The 25,078-nt window shown below is 71.5% G+C and carries 19 protein-coding genes; 10 read left to right on the forward strand and 9 right to left on the reverse strand.

The genetic code is table 11. The features are described from left to right. Positions 1–105 precede the first annotated feature (105 nt). Positions 106–1,227 (reverse strand): peptidoglycan bridge formation glycyltransferase FemA/FemB family protein, encoded by a 1,122-nt coding sequence (locus AB0E91_RS15585; RefSeq protein ID WP_361780886.1) that lies wholly within the window; start codon positions 1,225–1,227, stop codon positions 106–108. 157 nt (positions 1,228–1,384) lie between these two features. Continuing rightward, positions 1,385–4,354 (reverse strand): FAD-binding and (Fe-S)-binding domain-containing protein, encoded by a 2,970-nt coding sequence (locus AB0E91_RS15590; RefSeq protein ID WP_361780889.1) that lies wholly within the window; start codon positions 4,352–4,354, stop codon positions 1,385–1,387. Between the two features lie 233 nt (positions 4,355–4,587). On the opposite strand from AB0E91_RS15590, the gene serC reads away from it, so the two are divergent. After that, a complete protein-coding gene (gene serC, locus AB0E91_RS15595) occupies positions 4,588–5,706 on the forward strand; it encodes a phosphoserine transaminase (RefSeq protein WP_361111471.1) in 1,119 nt (372 codons plus the stop codon). 78 nt (positions 5,707–5,784) lie between these two features. On the opposite strand, the gene AB0E91_RS15600 is transcribed toward serC, so the two are convergent. Then, the gene (locus AB0E91_RS15600) at positions 5,785–6,777 is read right to left on the reverse strand and encodes a WD40 repeat domain-containing protein (protein WP_361780893.1); all 993 of its coding nucleotides are present in this window, start codon (positions 6,775–6,777) and stop codon (positions 5,785–5,787) included. A 118-nt stretch (positions 6,778–6,895) separates the two neighbouring features. On the opposite strand from AB0E91_RS15600, the gene AB0E91_RS15605 reads away from it, so the two are divergent. The 3 genes from AB0E91_RS15605 to AB0E91_RS15615 all read left to right on the forward strand — a co-directional run bounded on the left by AB0E91_RS15605 (position 6,896) and on the right by AB0E91_RS15615 (position 9,255). After that, positions 6,896–7,570, forward strand: coding sequence for a GDSL-type esterase/lipase family protein (locus tag AB0E91_RS15605; RefSeq protein WP_361780896.1), 675 nt, complete (start codon positions 6,896–6,898; stop codon positions 7,568–7,570). Between the two features lie 83 nt (positions 7,571–7,653). Further along, on the forward strand, positions 7,654–8,214 hold the full coding sequence (locus AB0E91_RS15610) for a Uma2 family endonuclease (RefSeq protein WP_361780899.1): 561 nt from the start codon (positions 7,654–7,656) through the stop codon (positions 8,212–8,214). Between the two features lie 48 nt (positions 8,215–8,262). Continuing rightward, positions 8,263–9,255, forward strand: coding sequence for an aldo/keto reductase (locus AB0E91_RS15615; RefSeq protein ID WP_361780902.1), 993 nt, complete (start codon positions 8,263–8,265; stop codon positions 9,253–9,255). Positions 9,256–9,416: 161 nt separating this feature from the next. Here the strand turns inward: AB0E91_RS15615 and thpR are convergent, their stop codons facing one another. Then, on the reverse strand, positions 9,417–9,989 hold the full coding sequence (gene thpR, locus AB0E91_RS15620) for an RNA 2',3'-cyclic phosphodiesterase (RefSeq protein ID WP_361780905.1): 573 nt from the start codon (positions 9,987–9,989) through the stop codon (positions 9,417–9,419). Between the two features lie 9 nt (positions 9,990–9,998). Between thpR and AB0E91_RS15625 the strand changes: the two genes are divergently transcribed. After that, positions 9,999–10,121 (forward strand): hypothetical protein, encoded by a 123-nt coding sequence (locus tag AB0E91_RS15625; protein ID WP_361780908.1) that lies wholly within the window; start codon positions 9,999–10,001, stop codon positions 10,119–10,121. Between the two features lie 27 nt (positions 10,122–10,148). Here AB0E91_RS15625 and AB0E91_RS15630 read toward each other — a convergent pair whose 3' ends face one another. Next, a complete protein-coding gene (locus AB0E91_RS15630) occupies positions 10,149–11,420 on the reverse strand; it encodes an MFS transporter (RefSeq protein WP_361781339.1) in 1,272 nt (423 codons plus the stop codon). A gap of 102 nt (positions 11,421–11,522) precedes the next feature. Next, positions 11,523–11,960, reverse strand: a complete 438-nt coding sequence (locus AB0E91_RS15635) for a MarR family transcriptional regulator (protein ID WP_361780911.1) — start codon at positions 11,958–11,960, stop codon at positions 11,523–11,525. A gap of 154 nt (positions 11,961–12,114) precedes the next feature. Here AB0E91_RS15635 and AB0E91_RS15640 point away from each other — a divergent pair, with 154 nt between their 5' ends. Then, a complete protein-coding gene (locus AB0E91_RS15640; RefSeq protein WP_361780914.1) occupies positions 12,115–12,336 on the forward strand; it encodes a ribbon-helix-helix protein, CopG family in 222 nt (73 codons plus the stop codon). Positions 12,337–12,402: 66 nt separating this feature from the next. Here AB0E91_RS15640 and AB0E91_RS15645 read toward each other — a convergent pair whose 3' ends face one another. After that, complete coding sequence (locus AB0E91_RS15645) at positions 12,403–13,857, reverse strand: NCS2 family permease (RefSeq protein WP_361780917.1); 1,455 nt, start codon at positions 13,855–13,857, stop codon at positions 12,403–12,405. A gap of 193 nt (positions 13,858–14,050) precedes the next feature. Between AB0E91_RS15645 and AB0E91_RS15650 the strand changes: the two genes are divergently transcribed. The 3 genes from AB0E91_RS15650 to AB0E91_RS15660 all read left to right on the forward strand — a co-directional run bounded on the left by AB0E91_RS15650 (position 14,051) and on the right by AB0E91_RS15660 (position 19,486). Continuing rightward, the gene (locus tag AB0E91_RS15650) at positions 14,051–14,320 is read left to right on the forward strand and encodes a DUF2530 domain-containing protein (RefSeq protein WP_361780920.1); all 270 of its coding nucleotides are present in this window, start codon (positions 14,051–14,053) and stop codon (positions 14,318–14,320) included. Positions 14,321–14,532: 212 nt separating this feature from the next. Then, positions 14,533–16,854 (forward strand): GH92 family glycosyl hydrolase, encoded by a 2,322-nt coding sequence (locus AB0E91_RS15655; RefSeq protein WP_361780923.1) that lies wholly within the window; start codon positions 14,533–14,535, stop codon positions 16,852–16,854. A 235-nt stretch (positions 16,855–17,089) separates the two neighbouring features. Beyond that, the gene (locus AB0E91_RS15660) at positions 17,090–19,486 is read left to right on the forward strand and encodes an HAD-IC family P-type ATPase (RefSeq protein WP_361780926.1); all 2,397 of its coding nucleotides are present in this window, start codon (positions 17,090–17,092) and stop codon (positions 19,484–19,486) included. A 3-nt stretch (positions 19,487–19,489) separates the two neighbouring features. Here the strand turns inward: AB0E91_RS15660 and AB0E91_RS15665 are convergent, their stop codons facing one another. Further along, complete coding sequence (locus AB0E91_RS15665; RefSeq protein WP_361780929.1) at positions 19,490–20,326, reverse strand: hypothetical protein; 837 nt, start codon at positions 20,324–20,326, stop codon at positions 19,490–19,492. A gap of 204 nt (positions 20,327–20,530) precedes the next feature. After that, positions 20,531–20,965: a hypothetical protein gene (locus AB0E91_RS15670; RefSeq protein WP_361780932.1), complete on the reverse strand. Its 435-nt coding sequence runs from the start codon at positions 20,963–20,965 to the stop codon at positions 20,531–20,533. 532 nt (positions 20,966–21,497) lie between these two features. On the opposite strand from AB0E91_RS15670, the gene AB0E91_RS15675 reads away from it, so the two are divergent. Then, entirely contained in the window at positions 21,498–25,073 is a 3,576-nt protein-coding gene (locus AB0E91_RS15675; protein ID WP_361780935.1) for an ALF repeat-containing protein, read from the forward strand. Positions 25,074–25,078 lie beyond the last annotated feature (5 nt).

Consider the following 25,078-nt stretch of genomic DNA (forward strand, 5'->3'; position numbering starts at 1 on the left):
TGCCCGGTCCACGATAGTGGACCACCGTCAGGCGTGTGAAGCGTTTTTGCGGCTGTACGACCGACCGTCCCGGATGCTGAGAAACGACCCCTCCGACCAGGAGTTTCAGCGGCGGCGCATATACGTCTCCAGCGCCTTGTGCAGCAGCCGGTTCAGCGGGAAGTCCCACTCGCCCAGGTACTCCACCGCCTCGCCGCCCGCCCCCACCTTGAAGCGCAGCAGGCCGAGCAGGTGGTCGGACTCCTCCAGGGTGTCGGTGATGCCCCGGAAGTCGTAGACGTGCGCGCCGCGTTCATGGGCGTCGGTCATCATGCGCCACTGCATGGCGTTGCTGGGCTGGACCTCGCGTCTGCGGGCGGTGGAGGCGCCGTAGGAGTACCAGACGTGCCCGCCGACGGTCAGCATCGTCGCCGCCGCCAGCACCTCCCCGTCGTGGTGCGCGAGGTACAGGCGCATCCGGTCGGGGTCCTCGGCGGTGAGCACGGTCCACATGCGCTGGAAGTAGGGCAGCGGGCGCGGGACGAACCGGTCGCGCTCGGCGGTCTCGGTGTACAGCTCGTAGAAGGCCGGCAGGTCCTCGTGGCCGCCGCGCACGACCTTGACGCCCGCCTTCTCGGCCTTCTTGATGTTGCGCCGCCACTGCTGGTTGAGCCCGCCGTGGATGTCGTCGAGCGAGCGCCCGGCGAACGGCACCTGGCACACGTACCGGGGCTGGCCCGCCGCGAAGCCCTCCTCGGCACCCGGCTCGGCCTGCCGCCAGCCCATGCGGCGCAGCCGGTCGGCCAGTTCGCGGGCGCGCGGGTCCTCCGAGGTGGGCTCGGCGTCGCGCAGCCGGTGCGCGTCCGGGTCCGCGATCGCGGCCTTGACCGCCTCGGGGCTCCAGCGCCGGACGGCCACCGGCGGACCCATCTTCACCGAGAAGGCGCCGCGCGACTTCAGGTACGTCAGCAGCGGGGCGAGCCAGCGCTCCAGGTCGGGGGCGTGCCAGTCGATGACCGGGCCCTCGGGGAGGTAGGCCAGATACCGCCTGACCTTGGGCAGCGGCCGCAGCAGCACCAGGCCCACCCCGACCAGCCGCCCGTCCTCCTCGAACCAGCCGAGGCTCTCCGCCGTCCAGTCCGGCTTCACGTCCCCCCAGGACGGCAGCTGCATGTGGCTGACGGAGGGGAGGGACGCGACGAAGGACAGGTGCTCGGCCCGGGTGACGGAACGCAGGGTGAGAGTCATGCGCGGGACTCCTTCACGACACGGTCGCTGTGCGCTCACCCTACGAGCGGGGACCGCCCCCGGCCCTGGCACCGCCCGCCCCGCACCCCGGTCCCGCACGCCCCGGAGCGCGGTGCCGCGAGGGCGCACGAGGCCGCCGTCCGGCCGTTCCTCCCGCTCACGGCCCCCCTTCCGCCCGGTCCAGCGCGTCCGCGAGCACCTCCGCGAGGTGGCGGCCGCGTATGCCGGACAGTTGGGCCAGTTGGGTGCGGCAGGAGTAGCCGTCGGCCAGGATCACGGTGTCCGGGGGCGCCCGCCGGACCGAGGGCAGGAGCTGGTCCTCGGCGCAGGCGCGGGAGACCTCGAAGTGTCCTTTCTCGAAGCCGAAGTTGCCCGCGAGCCCGCAGCAGCCGCCACTGAGGTCGCCGGTCAGCCCCGCCGCCTCGCGGAGTCTGCGGTCGGCGCCGTCGCCGAGCACCGCGTGCTGGTGGCAGTGGGTCTGGCCGGTCACCGGGCGGTCGACGGCGGGCGGTGTCCACAGGGGCGCGTGCCGCTCCAGCGCCTCCGCGAAGGTGAGGACGGAGGCGGCCAGCCGGGCCGCGCGCGGGTCCTCGGGCAGCAGCTCGGGCAGGTCGGAGCGGAGCGCCGCCGCACAGCTCGGTTCCAGGACGACGACCGGCGCGCCCGCCTCCAGCACCGGTTCCATCAGGTCCAGGGTGCGGCGCAGCACCGCGCGGGCGGCGTCGAGGCGGCCGGTGGAGATATAGGTGAGGCCGCAGCAGACACGGTCCCGGCGGGCCCGGAGCAACGCGGTCGCCGCGTGGGAGCGGCCGTCCCCGACCGGGCGGCCGCGCAGCCGCAGCGTCGGCGGCAGGGCGACCCGCAGCCCGGCCGCCTCCAGCACCCGCACCGCCGCCCGGCCGACGGACGGGGAGAGATGCTCGGTGAAGGTGTCCGGCCACAGGACCACCAGGTCCCCGGTGCCGCCCGGTGCGGTACGGCCCGGGCGCTCGCCGTCGTCCAAGGCGTCGAGACCGTCGTCCGAGGCGCGAGGACCCGCCCGCCCCCGCCACCACGAGCTGCTCTCCCGCCCCCGCCACCACTGCCCGAACGTCCGCTCCGCCACCCGGGGAATCTCCCGTTCGGCCGCGATCCCCGCCGCCCACCGCGCGGCCCGGGCCAGTGGGCGCACCGACGCGAGGGCGTTGAACAGGGGCGCGGTGCGGGTGCGGGCGATCCAGCGCAGCCACACCGGGAGCGAGCCCATGCTGTAGTGCGCGGCGGGGCGCAGGCGTCCGGCGTAGTGGTGGTGCAGGAACTCGGCCTTGTAGGTGGCCATGTCGACGCCGACCGGGCAGTCCGAGCGACAGCCCTTGCAGGACAGACACAGGTCGAGCGCGTCCCTGACCTCGGTGGAGCGCCAGCCGTCGGTGATCAGCTCGCCCGCGAGCATCTCGTGCAGCAGCCGGGCCCGCCCACGCGTGGAGTGGGACTCCTCGCCGGTGGCCCGGAAGGAGGGGCACATCACGGCGGGCCCGGACACGCCGGCCGTACGGCACTTGGCGACACCGACGCAGCGGCGGACGGCCGCGCGGAAGTCGCCGCCGTCGGCCGGGTAGCCGAAGGTCACGTCCACCGGGCGGCGGGGCTGGGCGGCGAAGCGCAGGTTGGCGTCCAGCGGGGCCGGGCGGACCAGTATCCCGGGGTTGAGCAGGTCGTCCGGGTCCCAGAGCGCCTTGGCCCGCTCGAACAGCTCGACCGTCGCGGCGCCGTACATGCGCGGCAGCAGCTCCGCGCGGGCCTGCCCGTCTCCGTGCTCCCCGGAGAGCGAGCCGCCGTGGGAGACGACCAGGTCGGCCAGGTCCTCGGAGAAGCGGCGGAAGCGGCCGACGCCCGCCTCGGTGAGCAGGTCGAAGTCGATGCGGACGTGCACACAGCCGTCCCCGAAGTGGCCGTACGGCGTGCCGCGCAGTCCGTGGACGGCGAGCAGGGCGCGGAAGTCGAGCAGGTAGGCGCCGAGCCGGGCGGGGGGCACCGCGCAGTCCTCCCAGCCGGGCCAGGCCTCCGTGTCGTCGGGCATCCGGGTCGCGGTGCCGGCCGCGTCCTCGCGCAGCCGCCACAGGGTGCGCCGTTCGGCCGGGTCGGTGACCACGCGCGCGTCCACCGCGTCGGCCGCGCGGACCACCGTCCCGGCCCGCGCGCGTGCCTCCCCGGGCGTATCGCCGCCCGTCTCCACGAACAGCCAGGCGCCTCCCTCGGGCAGTCCGGCTGGTGCGCGGATCAGGTCGGCGGCCATGCCCTCCACGGTCAGCGGGGCGAGCGGCAGCAGGCCGGGGGCGGCCTCGGCGGCGGCGCTCTCGTCGGCGTAGCCCAGCACGGCCAGGGCACGCGCGCGGGGTTCCGGGACCAGGCTCACGACCGCCTCGGTGAGGATGCCGAGGGTGCCTTCGGAGCCGCAGAAGGAGCGGGCGACGTCGGCGCCGTTCTCGGGCAGCAGGGCGTCCAGCGCGTACCCGGAGATGCGGCGCGGCAGGTCCGGGAAGCCGGTGCGCAGGCGGGCGAGTTCGCCCTCGGCCAGGTCGCGCAGGCCGGGTGGGGCCCCGGCCCAGTTCCGCCCGAGGCGCAACCGGTCGCCGCGCGCGGTGAGCACGGACAGCTCGCGCACGCTGTCGGCCGTCGTGCCCCAGGCGACCGAGTGCGAGCCGCAGGAGTTGTTGCCGATCATTCCGCCGAGGGTGCAGCGGCCGTGCGTGGACGGGTCGGGGCCGAAGCGCAGGCCGTGCGGGGCGGCGGCCTCCTGGAGGCGGTCGAGGACCAGGCCGGGCTGGACCACGGCGGTGCCCGCGCCCGGGTCCAGTTCCAGCAGGGCGTTCATGTGCCGGGTGAAGTCGAGGACCACGCCCGTGCCCGTCGCCTGTCCGGCGATGGACGTGCCCCCGCCGCGCGCCACCACCGGCACCTCGTGCGCCCGGCACACCTCCAGCACCGCCGCCACGTCCTCCGCGTCCCGGGGCGCCACCACGCCCAGCGGGACGCGGCGGTAGTTGGACGCGTCCATCGTCACGAGCGCGCGGTCGGTGATCCCGAAGCCGACCTCGCCCCGCACGGCCCGCCGCAGCGCCGCTTCCAGCCCTCCGTCGATACTCATCCCAGCCCCCGTGGATCGCTCGTGGTCCCCGCACATCGGTCGTGGACCGGTCGTGGCTCCAGCATGCATCCGATCACTCACGGGCATCGGAAGTTGTCCACAGCCCCGACCGGGTCATCGGATCGCCGTACGAAACATCGTCGTACGAGCCCACAAGTCCACGACCTGGTGATCTCGTCTCATCCGACGGACAGGGCTTCGTACCGTTTCGCGTACCCGATACGCTCCGACTCGTGGCCGACATCGAGATCCCCGCTGACATCAAGCCCGCCGACGGACGCTTCGGCGCGGGCCCCTCCAAGGTGCGGACGGAGGCACTGGCGGCGCTCGCCGCCACCGGCAGCTCCCTGCTGGGCACCTCGCACCGCCAGGCCCCGGTCAAGAACCTGGTGGGCCAGGTCCGCGAAGGCATCAGCTCCCTGTTCTCCCTCCCCGACGGCTACGAGGTCGTCCTCGGCAACGGCGGCTCCACCGCCTTCTGGGACGTCGCCACCCACGGGCTGATCGAGAACAAGTCGCAGCACCTCAACTTCGGTGAGTTCTCCTCCAAGTTCGCCAAGGCGGCCAAGCTCGCCCCCTGGCTGGCCGAGCCCACCGTGATCGCCTCCGAGCCGGGCACCCACCCCGAGGCGCGCGCCGAGGCGGGCGTGGACGTGTACGCCTTCACGCACAACGAGACCTCTACCGGTGTCGCCATGCCGATCGAGCGCGTGGCCGGTGCCGACGAGGGCGCGCTGGTCCTGGTGGACGCCACCTCCGGCGCGGGCGGCCTCCCGGTCGACATCGCGCAGACGGACGTCTACTACTTCGCCCCGCAGAAGTCCTTCGCCTCCGACGGCGGCCTGTGGATCGGCGTCTTCTCCCCGGCCGCGATCGAGCGCGCCGAGCGCGTGCATGCCTCCGGCCGCCACATCCCGGAGTTCTTCTCGCTCCCCACCGCGATCGACAACTCCCGCAAGAACCAGACGTACAACACCCCGGCGCTGGCCACCCTCTTCCTGCTCAACGAGCAGCTCAAGTGGCTGAACGGCCAGGGCGGCCTGGACTTCGCCACCGGCCGCACCAAGGACTCCTCGACCCGCCTGTACACCTGGGCGGAGGAGTCCAAGTACGCCACCCCGTTCGTCACCGACCCGGCCAAGCGCTCGCAGGTCATCGGCACGATCGACTTCTCGGACGAGGTCGACGCCGCCGCCGTCGCCAAGGCGCTGCGCGCCAACGGCATCGTGGACACCGAGCCGTACCGCAAGCTCGGCCGCAACCAGCTGCGCGTCGCGATGTTCCCGGCCATCGACCCGGCGGACGTCGAGGCGCTCACGAAGTGCGTGGACTACGTGATCGAGCGGCTCTGACCGCCGGTTGAACGACGGCAGGGGGCGCCCGGTGTCACACCGGGCGCCCCCTGCCGCATGCACGCCTCCCGCACGCTCCTACGCGCCGTCGCTCTTGCGTCGCATCCGACGCACCCCGAACAGCGCGGCCGCGCCGAGGGCCACGACGACGGCGCCCAGGCCCACGTTCCCGCCGGAACCGGAGTCCGCCCCGTCACCGGAGGCCGAAACCCCGCCTCCCGACGGCGACTTGGACGCGGAGGCGTCCGTCGCCCCCTTCGGTGCGTCCAGGGCGCGCACGGAACTCTCCGCACCCTCGCTGCCGTAGAGCAGCTTCGTGCCGTCGGCGGAGTAGGAGACGGACTCCCCCTGCCCCTGGAGGGGCACGTCGAGCTGGCCCTTCCGTTCGATCTTTCCGCCGTTCCAGTCGTAGTAGATGCCGCCGAGGTAGCCGCGTACGGCGAGTTGTCTGCCGTTCGGCGAGATCGCCGCGTCGGTGGCCCACAGGTCGACCGTGGCGATCGGGCGGAAGACGTTCGTGCCCGAGGAGGACAGCTGGGCGGGGCCCTCGTAGAGGTGGCCGCCGTCCTCGTTCTTGTCGATGATGTACGCGCGCCCGGTCTTCGGGTCCACGACCAGCGACTCGGCGTCGCGCGGGCCGTCGGAGTACTTGACGACGTACTGCGTCGCCGTGACCGTCTGGTCCTTGAGCTCCTTGGGCTCGGGCAGGCGGTAGATCCACACGTAGGGCCAGCGGCCGTGGAAGTTGTCGCCGATGTCGCCGACGTAGAGCTGGTTGTCGGGGCCCATGGAGATGGCCTCCACGTCGCGCGGGGAACCGATGCCGCGCAGCGTCACCGTGGCGACGGTCTTCCCGGTCGCGCTGTCGACGGCGTACAGATACGGGCCGTCGTCGCTGTCGTTGTGGGTCCAGTAGATCCCGGGGTGCTGCCGGGAGGCGGCCAGGCCGCTGGACTCGGTGATCCTGGGGTCCTTGATGGTGAACCCCTGGTCCCCGTCGGCGGCGGACGCGGGCAGCGCGCAGGCCCCCGCGAGCAGGGCCCCGGCGAGCAGGGCGAACGGTCGGCGCATGAGCCAAGCGTGCCACTCCGCGCGGGCGTTCACCGGGCGAGTCGTCCGGCCTCCCCGTGGCGGGCCTCACACACCGCCCGGTTCCCCGGTCGGCCCTGTGATCGTCCATGATGAGCGAATGCTCAGGTTCATGCCCGTAGGTGACTCCATGACGATCGGGAGCGCGGGCGAACACACGTGGCGCTACCGGATGTGGCAGCACCTGCGCACGACGTACGGCGGCCCCTTCCAGATCGTCGGCCCCCGCGAGTCGCTGTACGACCAGGCGACGGGGGCGGCCGACTCCTACGAGTACGCCGACCCGGACTTCCCCCGCGGCCACCTCGCCGGCTGGGGCGAGGGCTGGCTGCACATGGCCCCGCTGATCGGCGACGCGGTCGGCGCCCACCGCGCGGACGTCCTCCTCGTCTCCCTCGGCCTGATCGACCTCGGCTTCTACACGAACGCCGAGCAGACGGCGGACAACGTGCGGGCGTTCATCGAGGCGGCCCGTGCGGCGCGCCCCCGCGTCCGCATGGTCCTGCTGCCGGTCATCCCCAACGTCCGTGCCGCCGAGGACGCCCCCTTCGCCGACCAGGTCGCCCTCTTCAACACCTTCCTCGCCAAAACGGTCGCCGACCTGGACGAGCCCCGCTCCCCGCTGCTGCTGGCCTCCGCGCCGAGCGGCTGGGACATCCGCACGGACACCTATGACGGCACGCATCCCAACGCGAGCGGGGAGCACCGGGTCGCGGGGGCGTTCGCGGGGGCGATGTACGAGGCGTGGGGGGTGGGGGCGCCGTACGTGGCCTGATCACATCGGCGTGATCCGGTGTTGCCGGGGTGCCGTGCGTTTCGTTGGACAACTCGTCAGAGAATGGTGGGGAGGGAAGCCACGTGGCCGCGAACGGCACGCCGATCACGCTGGACGACTGGTTCGCGCTCCTCGAAGCGATGCCGGTGCCCCAGGGGTACAGGGCCGAGATCATCGAGGGGACCGTCCAGTTGTCCTGGCGACGAGACACCCGGTGGGACATCACCGCCGACCTGTACGACCAGCTGCGGGCGAAGTACCCGCGGAAGCGGCTGAAGTCCGATGTCCGGCTGGACCTGCCCGGGCCGCTCAACAGCTTCGCCCCCGACCTGATGCTCGTCGCCGAGGGTGCCGAGAGGACGGCCGACGGACTCTGGCGCTGCGAGGACATCGAGTTCGCGGCCGAGGTCACGCCCCAGGACACGGAGGACCCCGGCGATAACCCCAAAGTGGCCGCGTACGCCCTGGCGGGAGTCCCCGTGTACCTCGTCGTGGACCCCCGCCACGGCAAGTCACACGCCTACAGCAAGCCGGGAAAAGACACGTACGCGGTCCGGCTGACGGTCACCTTCGGAGCTGACATGAACCTCACCGGCACCCCGCTGGGCCTCATCCTCGAAACCGACGACTTCCCCCGCGACTGACCCCACCCGCTTGCCTGGAGCCCACTCCAAGCCGTTGGCTAGGGAGGCATGAGGTACACGCAGCTTGGACGTACGGGACTGAAGGTCAGCCGGCTCGTGCTGGGGACCATGAACTTCGGGCCGCAGACCGACGAGGCGGACAGTCACGCGATCATGGACGCGGCGCTGGACGCGGGGATCAACTTCTTCGACACGGCGAACGTGTACGGCTGGGGCGAGAACAAGGGCCGTACCGAGGAGATCATCGGCAGCTGGTTCGCCAAGGGCGGCGAGCGGCGCGAGAAAGTCGTACTGGCCACCAAGGTTTACGCGAACATGGGCGCTGAAGGCGACGCGTGGCCCAACTACGACAAGCTCTCCGCGCTGAACATCCGCCGCGCGGTGGACGCCAGCCTGAAGCGGCTGAAGACGGACTACATCGACCTCTACCAGTTCCACCACGTCGACCGGAACACCCCGTTCGAGGAGATCTGGCAGGCCATCGATGTCCTGGTCACCCAGGGCAAGATCCTCTACGCGGGCTCCTCCAACTTCCCCGGCTACAAGATCGCCCAGGCGAACGAGACCGCGCTGCGGCGCGGCAACACCATCGGCCTGGTCAGCGAGCAGTGCCTGTACAACCTGGAGGAGCGACGCGCCGAGATGGAGGTGATCCCGGCCGCCCAGGAGTACGGGCTCGGTGTCATCCCCTGGTCCCCGCTGCACGGCGGACTGCTCGGCGGGATCATCCGCAAGGAGGCCGAGGGCGGCCGCCGCACCTCGGGCCGCGCCGCCGACGCGCTCGCGAACGCGGCCGTCCGCACGCGCCTGGAGGCGTACGAGGAGCTGCTCGCCAAGCACGGCCTGGAGCCCGGCGAGGTCGCGCTGGCCTGGCTGCTGACCCGGCCCGGCGTCACCGGTCCGATCGTCGGACCGCGCACGGCGTCCCAGCTGGAGTCCGCGCTGCGCGCGGTGGAGCTGGAGCTGAGCGAGGAACTGCTGACGAGCCTGGACGAGATCTTCCCGGGCCCGGGGCCGTCCCCGGAGGCCTTCGCCTGGTAGCGGCGGCGGGCGCTGAGAGCAGTACGGCAGTGAGGGCCGCTCCTGGGCGCACCGCGGAGCGGCCCCGCTAGCGGAAGGCCGCCACGGCGACGACCACCAGCATGAGTACAAGCGCACCGGCCATGATCCGGTTCCGGGATTTCGGTTCCACGACAACGAGCCTAACCGGACGCGCCCAGTGCCCAGCGGGCGACCGCCTCGTACCGGGGCTGCTCGCCGGGCACACCGGACCTCGGCAGGTTGCTGCGGACCAGGGTGAGGGCGTCGACGGTCCAGGTGCGGCCGGTGAAGTCCTTGAGGGCGTCGGCGTACGGGCCGAGGTCCACGGTGTCCCGGCCGCGCGCCAGGGTCAGGTGGGGCTGGTAGCGCCGGTGCTCCTCATGGCCGACGCCCGCCTTGCGCCCCGCCGACCGCGCGCGCTCGGCCAGCAGCCGCAGCGCGGCCACGTCGCCGCGCGCGCCCGCCCACAGTGCCTTGCCGCGCCCGAAGCGGCCGCCGCCCGCGAGCGCGAGCGGGAAGGGCGCGGTGCGGTGGGCGGCGCGGGCCAGCCGGTCCGAGAGGGCGGGGACGAGCTCGTCCGGGACCTCGCCGTAGAAGGCGAGGGTGAAGTGCCAGCCGGGGCGGCCGGTCCAGCGCAGCCCGTCCGCGCCGGGCAGCCGCCGCAGCAGCTCGACCTCCCCCGCCAGGTCGGCGGCGACCTCCTCCGGGGGCAGGACGGCGGCGAAGAGTCTCATGACCTCACCTTGGCAGACCGGACCGCCCCCCACCTGCATGATGAGGACATGACGATCACGATGCGGGAGGCCGAGTCCCTCTCCGTCGGGGAGAAGGAGTGGCCGGGGCTGGCGCTGACCCGCCGGGTCTAGGGCTCTTCCCGGCAGAAGCAGCGGACCTCAGGCGGCCGCCGCCAGCTGCTCGCGCTCACGCGGGACGAAGCGCAGGCTCGGGTGGCCCCGGTGCCAGCCGACGGCGAGGCGGAGGTTGCCGACCCGGGCCAGGACCAGGCCGATCGCGGTGGCCGCGACGACCGAGACGAGGCCGCCGGCCGCGAAGCCCACGCGGGCGCCGTAGGCGTCGGTGATCCAGCCGACGAGCGGGGCACCCAGCGGGGTGCCGCCCATGAAGACCATCATGAACAGGGCCATCACCCGGCCGCGCATGGCCGGGTCGGTGCCCATCTGCACGGCGGTGTTCGCGGTGACGTTGACCGTGAGGCCGAAGACGCCGATGGGCACCATGAGCGCCGCGAACAGCCAGTACTCCGGGGTCACTGCGGCCACCGTCTCCAGCGCGCCGAAGCCGATCGCGGCGGCGATCAGCACCCTCAGCCGGGCCGTGCCGCGTCGTGCGGCGAGCAGGGCGCCGCCGAGGGAGCCGACGGCCATGAGGGTGTTGAAGAGGCTGTAGGCGCCCGCGCCCGCGTGGAAGACGTTGTCCGCGAAGGCGGAGAGCCAGACCGGGAAGTTGTAGCCGAAGGTGCCGACGAACCCGACCAGGACGACCGGCCAGATCAGGTCGGGGCGCCCGGCGACATAGCGCAGCCCCTCGCGCAGCTGGCCCTTGCCGCGCGGCGCACGGCGGCCGGGGTGCAGTTCACGGGCGCGCATCAGCATCAGGCCCGCGATGGGCGCGACGAAGGACAGGCCGTTGAAGAGGAACGCCCACCCGGTACCCACGCCGGTGATCATCAGACCGGCGACGGCGGGTCCGACGAGCCGGGCGGACTGGAAGTTCGCGGAGTTCAGGCTGACCGCGTTCTGGAGCTGGTCGGGGCCGACCATCTCGGAGACGAAGGACTGCCGGGCCGGGTTGTCCACGACCGTGGCGAGACCGACCGCGAACGCGGCGACGTAGACGTGCCAGACCTGGACGTGCCCGGAGAGGGTGAGCAGGGCGAGCGCGAGGCCGGTGAGCGCCATGGCGGACTGGGTGACCAGCAGCGTGGGCCGCTTGGGCAGCCGGTCCACGAGGACACCGCCGTAGAGGCCGAACAGGAGCATCGGCAGGAACTGCAGGGCGGTGGTGATGCCGACGGCGGCGGAGGAGCCGGTGAGGCTGAGTACGAGCCAGTCCTGGGCGATGCGCTGCATCCAGGTGCCGGTGTTGGAGACGACCTGGCCGATGAAGAACAGCCGGTAGTTCCGGACCTTCAGCGAACTGAACATCGAGGACTTGGCGGGAACGGGGTTCGTAGGGGTCATCGGTGCGGGGACGGAAGCTGCTCCGGGGCCCGTACTCAAAAGGTCGCCTCCTTGCGGTGTCCTGGCTTACAGATGCGCGAGTTTCTCCAGCACGGGGGCGGCGGCGCGCAGGGCGGCCCACTCGTCCTCGTCCAGGCCCTCGACCAGGCCGGCCAGGAACGCGTTGCGCTTGCGACGGCTCTCCTCGAGCATCGTCTCGGCCTGCTCGGTCCTGGTGACGACCTTCTGGCGGCGGTCATCGGGGTGCGGCTCGAGCCGGACCAGCCCCTTGGCCTCCAGCAGCGCGACGATGCGGGTCATCGACGGCGGCTGGACGTGCTCCTTGCGGGCCAGCTCGCCCGGTGTGGCCTGGCCGCACAGGGACAGGGTGCCGAGCACCGACATCTCGGTGGGGCTCAGCGACTCGTCGACACGCTGGTGCTTGAGCCGACGGGACAGCCGCATCACTGCGGAGCGGAGGGAGTTCACGGCGGCCGAGTCGTCGCCATGGGTGAGGTCCGGCATGTCTTTAGCGTAACTCATTACCCTGACTAAAGAACAACGGGGACGCACCGCAGTGCCCGTGATGCGTGCCACTGAACCCATAGATCACCCATAAGAGTGAGTCGGTTGCGAAAAGTGACCCATCGGGTGGCCGGATATGGCGACCCTCGTACGCATGGGGACCAGTGTGCTCAGCCTTCGGATGGACGAGGAGCTGCTAGAGAGGCTCCGGGACCGTGCGGCCAAGCGGGGAATGAGCGTGCAGGACTATGTGATCCGCACGCTCGTCCGCGACGACTTCGACGAGCGCTTCCAGAGCGCGGTGGAGGAGACGGAAAAGCACTACGGGGCCACACCTGAGGCTCGTGACGCCTCGTGTGACCCCGTGGTGCCCTGACCGGGCCGGTGGCCGGGGGCGGCCCCAGGAAGTGTCCCCCCGAGACACTCCCTGGCGGGCCGCCCGTCAGGTCAGGCCCAGCGCCGGCATCAGGTAGTAGAAGCCGAAGACCGCCGCGACGACGTACATCGCCGCCGGGACCTCCCGGGCGCGTCCGGCCGCCAGGCGCAGCAGCACGAAGGTGATGAAGCCCATGCCGATGCCGTTGGTGATCGAGTAGGTGAACGGCATCATCACCATGGTCACGAAGGCCGGGATGGCGATCGTGAAGTCGGACCAGTCGATCTCCCGGACCGAGCCCGCCAGGATGAGGAAGCCGACCGCGATCAGCGCGGGCGTGGCGGCCTGCGACGGAACCATGGTGGCGATCGGCGTGAGGAACAGCGCGACACCGAACAGGGCGCCGGTGACCACGTTCGCCAGACCCGTGCGGGCACCCTCGCCGACGCCCGCGGTGGATTCCACGAAGCAGGTGGTGGCCGAGGAGGAGCTGGCGCCGCCCGCCGCGACGGCGAGGCCGTCGACCAGGAGGACCTTGTTGATGCCGGGCATCTGGCCCTGGGCGTCGGTCAGCTTGGCCTCGTCGCTGACGCCCATGATCGTGCCCATGGCGTCGAAGAAGCAGGACAGCAGGACGGTGAAGACGAAGAGGATGCCCGTCAGGATGCCGACCTTGGCGAAGCCGCCGAACAGGCTGACCTGGCCGATCAGGCCGAAGTCCGGGGTGGAGACGGGGTTGCCGGGCCACTTCGGGGTGGTCAGACCCCAGGAGGGCACCTTCGCGACCAGGTTGATGATCACCGCGAGGACGGTCATCGCCACGATGGAGATCAGGATCGCGCCGGGGACCTTGCGGACGATCAGCGCGAGGGTGAGCAGCACGCCCAGGATGAAGACCAGGACCGGCCAGCCGTTGAGGTGACCGTCGGCGCCGAGCTGGAGCGGGACGGTGGTCTGGGCGATGTCCGGGATACGGCTGACGAAGCCGGAGTCCACCAGGCCGATGAGCATGATGAACAGACCGATACCGATGGAGATCGCCTTGCGCAGGCCGTAGGGCACGGCGTTCATGACGCGCTCGCGCAGACCCGTCGCCACCAGCAGCATCACGACGAAGCCGGCGAGGACGACCATGCCCATCGCGTCCGGCCAGGACATGCGCGGGGCGAGCTGGAGGGCGACCACGGTGTTGACGCCGAGACCGGCGGCGAGCGCGATCGGGACGTTGCCGATCACACCCATGAGCAGCGTGGTGAACGCGGCGGTGACCGCGGTGGCCGTGACGAGCTGGCCACTGTTCAGGTGGTGCCCGTACATGTCCTTGGCGCTGCTCAGGATGATCGGGTTGAGCACGATGATGTACGCCATCGCGAAGAAGGTCGCGAAACCGCCACGGATCTCGCGGGCGACGGTGCTGCCGCGCTCGGAGATCTTGAAGTAGCGGTCGATGGCGCCGTAGGCGGGCGTACCGCCCGGCTGCTCAGGGGCGGGGGCGGCCTTGGTGGGTGCCGACGTGGGCATTCGGTTCCTCATCACCATTGGGGTTCCCCCGAGCCCCGTTGGAGTTTCCTACGATCAGAAGCGGTCACAGACAAACGGTTTCAGTATGAACGTATGAACCCCGGATCGCTAACTCCACGCGTAGATTTCGGCGGAACATCCGAGCGGAACAGCGCCTGCCGAGTGACCCGGGCCACCTCGTAAGCTGTCTGCCATGACGAAGTGGACACCCAGGCACGAAGCGCCGGAGCCCCTGGAGGGGCCCGTGGTCGGCACCATCACCGGCGGCACGATCCTGTGGTTCGTCCTCTTCCTGGTCCAGCTCCCCTTCTACGGCTGGTTCGAGGACCACGGCCACCTGTGGTGGGTATGGACCTGCCTGGCCGGTGCCGGTCTCGGCCTGATCGGCATCTGGTACGTGCGCAAGCGGGACGCGGCGATCAAGCGGGACGCGGCGGCACGGGAGACCGTGCCGGTCGAGTGACCGGGCCCCTGCCGGTGGAGTGACCGCGCGGCCGTGGCGGCCCGAAGGGCACCCCTGCGCCGCGAAGGACCCTCGTGCGAGACCCCTGGACGGAATGCGGATTCCGTGTTGTCATGCCCACTGCTGTCCGATGACAACGTTGTTCCGCGCTCCTGACAACGTTGCCGTGCACCTCTCCCTGAGCAATTCGGCCCGCTTCCCCAGAGGTCTAAATGACATGGACACGGCAAATCGGTCTGTGCCTGGCCGGGGCGCTGGCGGCGACCACGCTGCTGACCGCCCCCGCCACCGCACAGACCGGCCCGCCCGCAGGCACCCGTCTGACCGATCTCGTCAACCCGTTCATCGGCACCCAGAACGAGGGCAACACCTACCCGGGCGCCGCGGTGCCCTTCGGCATGGTGCAACTCTCCCCCGACACCGGCCACAACACCGGCTACGACTACGCCCAGGACCACATCCGCGGCTTCTCCCTGGTCCATCTCTCGGGCGTGGGCTGCGGCCTGGGCGGCGATCTGCCCGTCCTGCCCACCACCGGTGACGTCACCACCACCGACTACGCGCGCTATGCCGCGAAGTTCAGCCACGCCGACGAGAGCGCGAGCCCCGGCTACTACCGCGTCGGGCTGGACAGCGGCATCGAGGCCGAGCTGACCGCGACCGCCCGCACCGGTGTGCAGCGCTACACCTTCCCCGCCACCACCAAGGCCAACGTGCTGGTGAACGCGGCCCAGTCGCTGCACAGCAAGGTCGCCACCAAGGTCGAGATCCTGGACGACCACACCGTGCGCACCACGCTCACCGGGCGCGGCTTCTGCCAGGACACCCTCCCCTACACCCTGTACACGATCACGCACTTCGACCGCCCCTTCACCGCCCACGGCACCTGGACCGGCTCCACGGTCACCGAAGGCGCGAAGACCGGCGCGGACGGGGCGTACGTCCGCTTCGACACCACCGAGGACCGCACCGTCGAGGCGACCACCGCCCTCTCCTACGTGGACGCGCGCGGGGCGGCCCTCAACCTGGGCGCGGAAGGCGGTCGTTCCTTCGACGCGGTGCACGCGGCCGCTCGGCGGGCCTGGGAGGACCGGCTGGACGACGTACGGGTCCAGGGCGGCGACGACACCCTGCGCCGCACCTTCTACTCCTCGCTGTACCGCTCGTTCCTCGCGCCGAACGTCGGCAGCGACACGGACGGCCGCTACACCGGCTGGGACCAGAAGATCCACCGCGCCCAGGGCTTCACCTACTACCAGAACTGGTCCCTGTGGGACACCTACCGCACCCAGTCCCAGCTGCTGTCGCTGCTCGCGCCGCGCGAGGCACGGGACATGGCGATCTCCGTCGTCCACATCGACGAGGAGAGCGGCTGGCTGCCCAAGTGGGGCTACGGCACGGTCGAGACCAACATCATGACCGGCGACCCGGTGACCCCGTTCCTCACCAACGCCTACCAGCAGGGCCTGCTCAAGGGCTACGAGGAGCGGGCGTACAAGGCGCTGAGGAAGAACGCCGACGGCGTGCCCCCGGCCGGCTCCCCCGCCGTGGGCCGCGAGGCGAACGAGGAGTACATCGCCGACGGCTTCGCCCCCTACGTCAAGGGCCGCCCGCACGCCAAACCCGGCGACTCGGACTACGACCACGGCGCCTCGGCCACCCTGGAGTACGCCCTCTCCGACGCGATGCTCGCCCAGATGGCCCGTGACCTCGGGCACCGCGCCGACGCCACCCGCTACGCCGCCCGCGCCCAGAACTACCGCCGTGTCTTCGACGCCTCGACCGGCTTCTTCCGGGCCCGGGACGCCTCGGGCGCCTTCACCGGTCCGGCCGACCCGGCGCAGAGCGAGGGCTTCCACGAGGGCACCTCGTGGCAGTACCAGTGGCTCGTCCCGCAGGACCTGCCCGGCATGGTGGACCTGATCGGCGGCAAGCAGGCCGCCAACGACCGCCTCGACTCCTTCTTCGCCTACGCCGACCTGCTGAAGGACCCGGCGAAGACCGCGCGGGAGACCTGGGTGAACGGGCCGTACGCCTACTACAACGCGGACAAGTACAACCCGCAGAACGAGCCCGACCTCATCGCCCCCTACACCTACCTCTCCACCGGCCAGCCGTGGAAGACCACCGACGTGGTGCACGCGGCGCTGACCCTGTTCACGGACGGTCCGACCGGCATGACCGGCAACGACGACCTCGGCACGATGTCCGCATGGAACGTGCTGTCGTCCATCGGCGTCTTCCCGGTCCAGCCGGGCTACGACACCTGGGGCCTGTCCACCCCGGTCTTCGACCGCGTGGACCTCACCCTGGACCGCCGCTGGTTCCCGCACGGCCGGCTCACGATCAGCGCGCCCGGCACCTCGGCCGACGCCCGCTACATCCGGTCGGCCCGGCTCGACGGCGCCGCCTACGGGCGGACGTATCTGACCACCGCCGACCTGCGGGCACACCGCTCGCTGGCCTTCACGGTGGGCTCGGCGCCCTCTGCCTGGGGGACGGACACGGCGGCGGCGCCGCCCGCGCTGCGCTGAGCCGACGGGGCGGGTGCTGCGGGGCGCCGCGGCGGCGTGCCGACGGTGCCTGGGCGGGCGCTGCGGCAGCGTGCCGACGGTGCCGGTGGCCGCGCGCCGTGCGTGCGGGCCGCCGCGACTCGCCCCGGGACGGGTTCAGGGGCACCCCCGGTTCACGCCGGGGGCGCCCCTGAGCCGTCCCCGATTTCCGGCCACTCGGCAGGTGATCCGGCCCGTCCGCACGTAACGTCGAGGCATGACGCATATCGACGCGGGCGCCGGACTGGACCCCGTGCACCCGGTCGCGCCGCCCGGCACGCCCCCGACGGGGCTGACCCGGGCGCAGGTCGCGGAGCGGGTGGCACGCGGTCAGGTCAACGACGTGCCGGTGCGCAGCAGCCGCTCACTCTCCGAGATCGTGCGGGCGAACGTGTTCACCCGGTTCAACGCGATCATCGGCGTGCTGTGGATCGTCACGCTGTTCGTCGCGCCCATCCAGGACAGCCTGTTCGGCTTCGTGATCCTCGCCAACACCGGCATCGGCATCGTGCAGGAGTGGCGGGCGAAGAAGACGCTGGACTCGCTCGCGGTGATCGGGGAGGCCCGGCCGACCGTGCGCCGGGACGGCAGCTCCGTCGAGGTGCCGACCAGCGCGATCGTGCTGGACGACCTGGTGGAGATCGGGCCGGGCGACAAGATCGTGGTGGACGGGGTGTGCGCCGAGGCCGACGGCCTGGAGATCGACGAGTCGCTGCTCACCGGCGAGGCGGACCCGGTCCTCAAGCGCACCGGCGACCGGCTGCTCTCCGGCAGCTTCGTGGTCGCGGGCGGCGGCGCCTTCACCGCGACCAAGGTCGGCCGCGAGGCGTACGCGGCGCAGCTCGCGGAGGAGGCGTCCCGGTTCACCCTGGTCCACTCCGAGCTGCGCACCGGCATCTCCACGATCCTCAAGTACGTGACGTGGATGATGATCCCGGCCGCGCTCGGCCTGATCGTCACCCAGCTGGTGGTGAAGAGCAACGACTTCAAGGGCTCGATCGCGCGCACCATCGGCGGGATCATCCCCATGGTGCCGGAGGGGCTGGTGCTGCTGACCTCGGTGGCCTTCGCCATCGGGGTCATCCGGCTGGGCCGCAAGCAGTGCCTGGTGCAGGAGCTGCCCGCCATCGAGGGTCTGGCCCGGGTGGACACGGTGTGCCTGGACAAGACCGGCACGCTCACCGAGGGCGGCATGGACGTGTCCGCGCTCAGGATGCTGAACGGCGCCGACGAGGAGCACGCGCGCAAGGTGCTCGGCGCCCTCGGGGAGTCCGACCCGCACCCCAACGCCTCGCTCCAGGCGATCATCGACGCCTATCCGGACAGCGAGGAGTGGCGGTGCGTGGAGTCGCTGCCGTTCTCGTCCGCGCGCAAGTACAGCGGGGCCGCGTTCAGCGAGGGCGACGGCCAGGTGAGCAGCTGGCTGCTGGGCGCCCCCGATGTGCTGCTCGGTGCGGACGACCCGGCACTCGCGGAGACCTCACGGCTGAACGAGCAGGGGCTCAGGGTGCTGCTGCTGGCCCGCGCCGCCCGGGGTCTGGACGCGCCCGAGCCCGCCGAGGACGCCCGTCCCGTCGCCCTGGTGGTGCTGGAGCAGCGGCTGCGTCCGGACGCGGCCGAGACCCTGCGCTACTTCGCCGACCAGCACGTGCACGCCAAGATCATCTCCGGGGACAACGCGGTGTCGGTGGGCGCGGTCGCCCAGAAGCTGGGCCTGGAGGGCGCGGCGGTGGACGCGCGGCACCTGCCCGCCGAGCTGCCGGGGATGGCCAGGGCGATGGACCGGGCGACGGTGTTCGGGCGGGTCACCCCGCGTCAGAAGCGGGAGATGGTCGGCGCGCTCCAGTCGGAGGGGCACACGGTCGCGATGACCGGCGACGGGGTGAACGACGTCCTGGCGCTGAAGGACGCCGACATCGGCGTCTCGATGGGCTCCGGCTCGGAGGCGACGCGCGCGGTGGCGCAGATCGTGCTGCTGAACAACAGCTTCGCGACACTGCCCTCGGTGGTCGCGGAGGGCCGCCGGGTCATCGGCAACATCACCCGCGTGGCGACGCTGTTCCTGGTGAAGACCGTGTACTCGGTGCTGCTCGCGCTGCTGGTGGTGTGCTGGCAGGTGGAGTATCCGTTCCTGCCCCGGCATCTGACCCTGCTGTCGACGCTCACCATCGGCGTCCCGGCCTTCTTCCTGGCCCTCGCGCCGAACACGGAGCGGGCGCGGCCGCACTTCGTGCGCCGGGTCATGCGGTACTCGATACCGGGCGGCCTGGTGGCGGGGCTCGCGACGTTCGCGACGTATCTGCTCGCCCGGCACCACTACACGGGTGCGGGGGCGCTGTCCGCCGAAACCAGTGCGGCGACGCTGACCCTGTTCCTGGTCTCCATGTGGGTGCTCGCCATCATCGCGCGCCCCTACACCTGGTGGCGGATCGCGCTGGTGGCGGCGATGGGGGTCGCGTTCCTGTTCGTGCTGATCGTGCCCTCGCTGCAGGACTTCTTCGCGCTGCGCCTGGTGGGGAACACGATGCCGTGGGCCGCGGTGGGGATCGCGGCGGTGGCGGCGGCCGCCCTGGAACTCGTGTGGAGGTGGGTCGACCGCCGCTTCCCGGCGTGAGGGTTACTGCACGTCGACGGCGTCGGCCGCGGAGGTGACGGCGGCCGTGGGGAAGAGGCCCGCGTAGACGTAGCGGTAGGAGCCGTCGACCGTGGCGGTGACGGTGGTCTTCAGCTTGCCGCTGGTGTCCGTCTTGATGGTCTTCAGCGTCGTGTAGGTGGTGGAGCCCTTCTTGGCGAACTGGAGCTGCACCGACTGGCCCGAGTAGGCGTAGTACTTGTTGTAGGTCCAGCTCGCGCGGGTCAGGGCGCCGGTGACCGTGATGGTCTTGCCCTTCTTGACCGGCTCCGGGGCGGCGTCGGTGGTCAGCGAGGAGTAGCGGAGCAGGTTGGTGGCCGGACCGCTCTGGTCCTTGAAGCCGACCTTGTCGAAGTCGGGGTTGTCGGGGTTCTGCCCGTTGAAGGCGATCGCCTCGGCGGCCAGGGTCCACTTGCCGGCGTCGCCGTCGGTGATGTCGGCGTGGGTCGGGTAGACGTCGATGGTGCCGGTGCAGGTCAGGGTGGTGCTCGTGGCGACCTTGCAGGTGGCGGCCGCGGCGTCGTCGTCGTCCCCGACCGTGTCGGACGGGTCGTCCAGCGAGCCCCGGTACAGGTAGGCGTCGGTGTAGAAGTCGGCCGCGGTGGCCTTGACGTCCGTGCCGTGGGTCAGCGTGTACGAGTAGGCCATGCTGACCTTGCTGCTCGTACCGATCTTGACCGACGAGGCGATCTTCAGGTTCGAGAAGCTGACGTTCATGGTGTACGGCGTACCGTCACCCGGAGCGGCGTGCGCGGCGGGGACGGCGAACGCGGAGAGAGCCAGGGCGCCGGTGACGGCTGCCACGGTGGCACGTATGCGCATGTGCGGTTCCCTCTGGGGGAGAAGTGATCTGGGAGTCGGTCGACTCGGGTGATCAGATCCGCGAGGGGTACCGCAGGTTGTAGGGGCGGGGCGCTCCTTGACGGAATTTGCCCAGTCATTGCCTGGCGGGAGCGATGGCGGCGGTCGCCCCGGAACGCGTCCGTGAGGGGCCGACCGCCGCTTCCCATGACAAGGGGGGGCCGCTCAGCCGGTCACCCGGAGCTCCACCAGTACCGAGCGGGCGCCGCCCACGGTGCCCTCTCCGACCGGCTCGAATCCGTCCTTGGGGACGTCGACCGTCGTGGTCTGGCCGTTGGCGGTCAGGTCCGCGCTCACCGGGTGGTCGGCCGCCTCCACGGCGAAGACGCGGGGGAGTTCGAGGGTGAGCAGGCCGGTCTTGGCCGTGCCCTTGAAGCAATAGGTGCCCTGGCGGCCGGACGAAGCGTCCGCGACCGTGTACACGCGGATCTGCGGGGCGGCCTGGTCGCAGTCGGCCAGCACGATGTGGCCGTCGCCCCTCAGGAGCTTGATCCCCTTCTCGGCCAGGACACGGTCGGCGCCCGGGTATCCGAAGTCCTCGACCGCGAAGGGCGGCTGGGGGGAGGACGGAGGCGGGTCGTCGGCGGACGCCACGGACACACCCGCCAGCGTGGCTCCGCCGGCCAGCACCGCGGCCGCTACGAGCCTTCGGCCAGAAAAAGGCAACTGAAGGTTCCTTTCAGGAAGTACCACCGCCCGAAATTCCCCGCCCAGCAAATCCGGAGAAGCCTGGAACAGGCCGCTTCAGAAACGAAATAAGCGGCCGGCAGCACCCCTCGTCAGCAGGAATCCACCAGTCAAGCAGCAGTAAAGGCGATCCATAGGCTAGCCAAAGCATGTTCGCGCGTCAACATCGGATCTGCGCGATCCGCACCCGTCAACTGCCAGGAAAACAGCGGGTTTTGACCTTCAAAGCGGAGGTAACGGGCAGCCTCCGCCCATGCGCCGGCACCGGTATCTCGCGGCCGAAAACCAACTTAGATACAAAGATCAATCACGTTAAGCTGCCCGTTCCCTATTCGGCGGCGCACTCGGGGAAGCCGCCGAGAACCGAGACGGGTATTCAGTGAATCGAAGAACTGACGGGCTCGACAGGGCCGGCGCGACAAGGCATCTGATACGCCGTACGGCATTGGGTCTGCTGCCTCTCGCCCTCACCGCCGGTCTGCTCGGCGCGGCCCCCGCGACGGCGGCCGCCGCGTCCGGGGCCGGCGCCCGCCCGACGACGGCCGCCGCGACCATCGCAGCCGCCGCGACCACCGCTGAACAGCGCGGGCTGGTCGTCGACTACTGGCGGGAGGGCGGACCCGGCATCAGGGCGGCCGCCGAGGCGGCCCTCACGGGCAGCGACGCCGATGTCCAGGCGTTCCTCACCGCCGCGGACGGCCTCTCCGTCCAGGACGAGCGGGTCGCCGCGGCCCAGATCGCCTCTGTCGGGGGCACCGAGCTCATCGACGCCGCCCGCCAGGCACTGAGCGGGACGCCCGAGGACCTGGGCGCATTCGTCGGCTGGGGCTGGGAAGCCCCCCTGGAGCAGGACAACCGCGTCCGGGTCGCCCAGATCATCGACACCGGCGGTCCCAACGTGCAGGACGCGGGACGCGCGGCTCTCGCGGGTACCGCCGACGACGTACAGAAGTTCCTCACCGAGGGCCAGTACGCCCAGCAGGAACAGGACGAGCGGGTGCGGCTCGTCCAGATCATGAGCGTGGGAGGTCCCAACGTCCGGGCCGCCGGACGCATCGCGCTGAGCGGCAGTGCCGCGGACATCCGCGAGTTCCTCGAAGTCGGCCAGTTCGTGGCCCAGGACAAGGACGAGGAGCACGCCTCGATCGCCGAACTCGCCGCGCAGGCGAAGGAGGCGGGCAGGCTCGCGGCCAAGGAGACGGCGGCCGCGAAGTCGGAGTCGGCCAAGGCGGTCAAGGCCGCGGAGCTGGCCAAGGAAGCCGCGCTGGAGGCCCAGGCCGAGGCGCAGGCCGCCAAGGACGACACGAACCGGGCGGCACGGGCCGCCAAGCGTGCCGCCGATGCGGCGTCCCAGGCCGCCGCGTCCGCCCAGCGGGCGATCCAGGCGGCCAACGCGGCCAACAACGCGGCCCGTGTGGCCGCGAACGCCGCCACACGCGCGGCCGCCGCGGCGGCGTCGGCGTCCCAGGCCGCCTCCCGTGCGCGCAACGCCGCCGCCGACGCGGCGGTGGACGCCGCGAACGCGGACGCCGCACGCCAGGCCGCCGAATCCGCGGACAAGGCCGCCCAGGGCGCAGACCTGGCCGCCGACGCCGCCGACCAGGCCTCGAAGGCGGCCGAGGCGGCCGGTGACGCCGCCCACTCGGCCACCAGCGCGAGTGCCAACGCCCGGGTCGCGGCCGGTGCCGCCGAGGCTGCCGGCAGCTACGCGGGCCAGTCGAGCAGTGCCGCGGCCGAGGCGCGTGCCGCCGCGGCCACGGCCCGGCGGCACGCCGCCGAGGCCGACCGGGCGGCGGCCAGCGCCGAGGCTCTCGCGCGGAAGGCCGCGAAGGCCGCCCGTGAGGCACGGGATGCCGCGACGTCCTCGGCCACGCACGCCAGGAACGCAGCCAAGGCCGCGAGGGAAGCGGCCGAACACGCGGGCGACGCGGCCACGGCGGCGGCGAAGTCCACGGAGCACGCCAACGCGGCGAGCGATGCCGCCGACGTCGCGACCGCGGCGGTGGCCAAGGCCCAGGAGATCTACACCCTCGCGCGTGAGGTCGAGTCGGCCGAGCTGCTGACCCGCACGAACGAGGGCATCGAGCGCGCCCGTGACGACAAGGAGCGGGCGGACACCCGGCTCGCGGCTCAGGCCGCACTGGACCAGGAGACCGAGGGCCAGCGGGCCGAACGCGACCGGCTGGTGACCGAGGCGGCGAAGCCCGGTGCGGACATCGGCGCCGTCGCGGCGCAGGGCCGGAAGCTGGCCGTGCGGGTGATGAAGGCGGGTACGGCGTGGGGCCGCGCCGGGGCGGAGGCCGCGCTCGGCGGAGCCGACGACGTCGTGATCGATTACCTGCGCGAGGGCTGGCGGACCGCCGAGCAGCAGGACCAGCGGTCCTATGTGGCACGCCTCGCCGAGGAGAGCGAGGACCAGACGGTCCGGGAGGCGGCAGAAGCCGCGCTGACCGGTGACGCGGCGGCGATCAGCGAGTTCGTGGACGCCGGCCAGTACCGGATCGGCGCGGAGAGCATGCGCGTCGCCATCGCCCAGGTACTCGACGGAGCCGGTCCCGTCGTCACCGAGAAGGGACGCGCGGCGCTCGCGACGAGCGACCCGAAGAAGTACAGCGAGTTCCTGGTGACCACGCAGCACACCGCGCGGACGCAGGACGAACGGGTCCGCGCGGCACAGCTGGTGGACAGTGGGACGCCCGAGGTGAAGAGCGCCGCGCGGGTCGCCCTGGAGGGCTCGCCGGACGCACTGCACGCGTTCATCGTCTCCGGCCAGTACATGGCACTGCGCAAGGACGGCCTGACGGCCACCCACGTGGCGCAGGTGCAGAAGCTGATCGCGGACGCGGCGAAGATCGCCGCCAATGCCCGCAAGGACGCCGCCACGGCCCAGAAGGTGGCCGCGACCGCCCGCAAGGCGGCCGCCGAGGCCGACGAGTGGAAGCGGAAGGCGAGCGACGCGGCGACCCAGGCGGAGGGCTACGCCAGGCAGGCCGACCAGTACGCCAAGGACGCCGAGACCTCGGCCGCGCAGGCCGCGGCGTCGGCGAAGACGGCGCGTGACGCGGCGAACCGTGCCGACACCGCCGCGGCGGACGCGGCACGGTCGGCGGCGGACGCGACGCTGTCCTCCGAAACCGCCCAGGCCGCCGCCTCCGAGGCGTCGTACTACGCCGACCAGGCATGGAAGTCCGCCGTCGAGGCGGGCAAGGACTCCGATGCCGCGTTGAAGGCCGCCACCGACGCGTTCTCCGCCGCGCTGACCAAGTACCGGGAGGAGGACGAGGCCCGGCGCAAGGCCGCCGTGGCGGCCAAGGAGAAGGCCAAGAACGACCCGGGCGCACGCGCGCGTGAGATGTACCGCTGCCAGCAGGGTCTGATCCCCTGTGACCCGCAGAACTTCGCCCGCTGGTGCCAGCACAAGGAGGTCTACTGCGACGTCCTCGCCCACTCCAAGGAGCTGAGCGACGCGGCGGAGATGGTGTGGAACGTCGAGAAGGAGCTGCTGGGACTCGGCAACCTCGAAGCCTGCATGCGGGAGAAGGACTTCGACTCCTGCAAGGGCCTGGCCGTGGACGCCCTGCTGGGAAGCAAGCTGAGGGTCCTGGACAGGGTCTACGACGACCTGCGGCTGCTGAAGCGCGGCTGCAAGATCCTGGGCAAGGCGTCGCTGCGCTCGGCGACGCCGGTGCGGACGATGGCCGCGGCCGGGGGCATCCCCTGCGCGGATCACAAGGTCCCCGGTCTGCCCCGCGCGGTGACCAAGATCCCCGACAGCTCGGACTGTCGTGCCTGCGCGGAACGCATCCGCGAGAGTCTCGGCGGCGGTGAGATCAAGGTGATCAGACCCAAGATGGGCAATTCTCTGGGGAAGTACAGGGACCAGGACACCTTCTGGGGCGAGCATGTAGTGCTGGTGTACAACGGCCGTGTCTATGACGGCTTCACCGCGAAGGGCGGTGAGGCCATCGCCGACTACAAGGCCAAGTGGCTCTACAACGACGTCATCGACTTCGGATTCTGAGGCGC

Origin of the sequence: Streptomyces sp. NPDC026659 (assembly GCF_040638245.1) — a bacterium.
GTDB lineage: Bacteria > Actinomycetota > Actinomycetes > Streptomycetales > Streptomycetaceae > Streptomyces.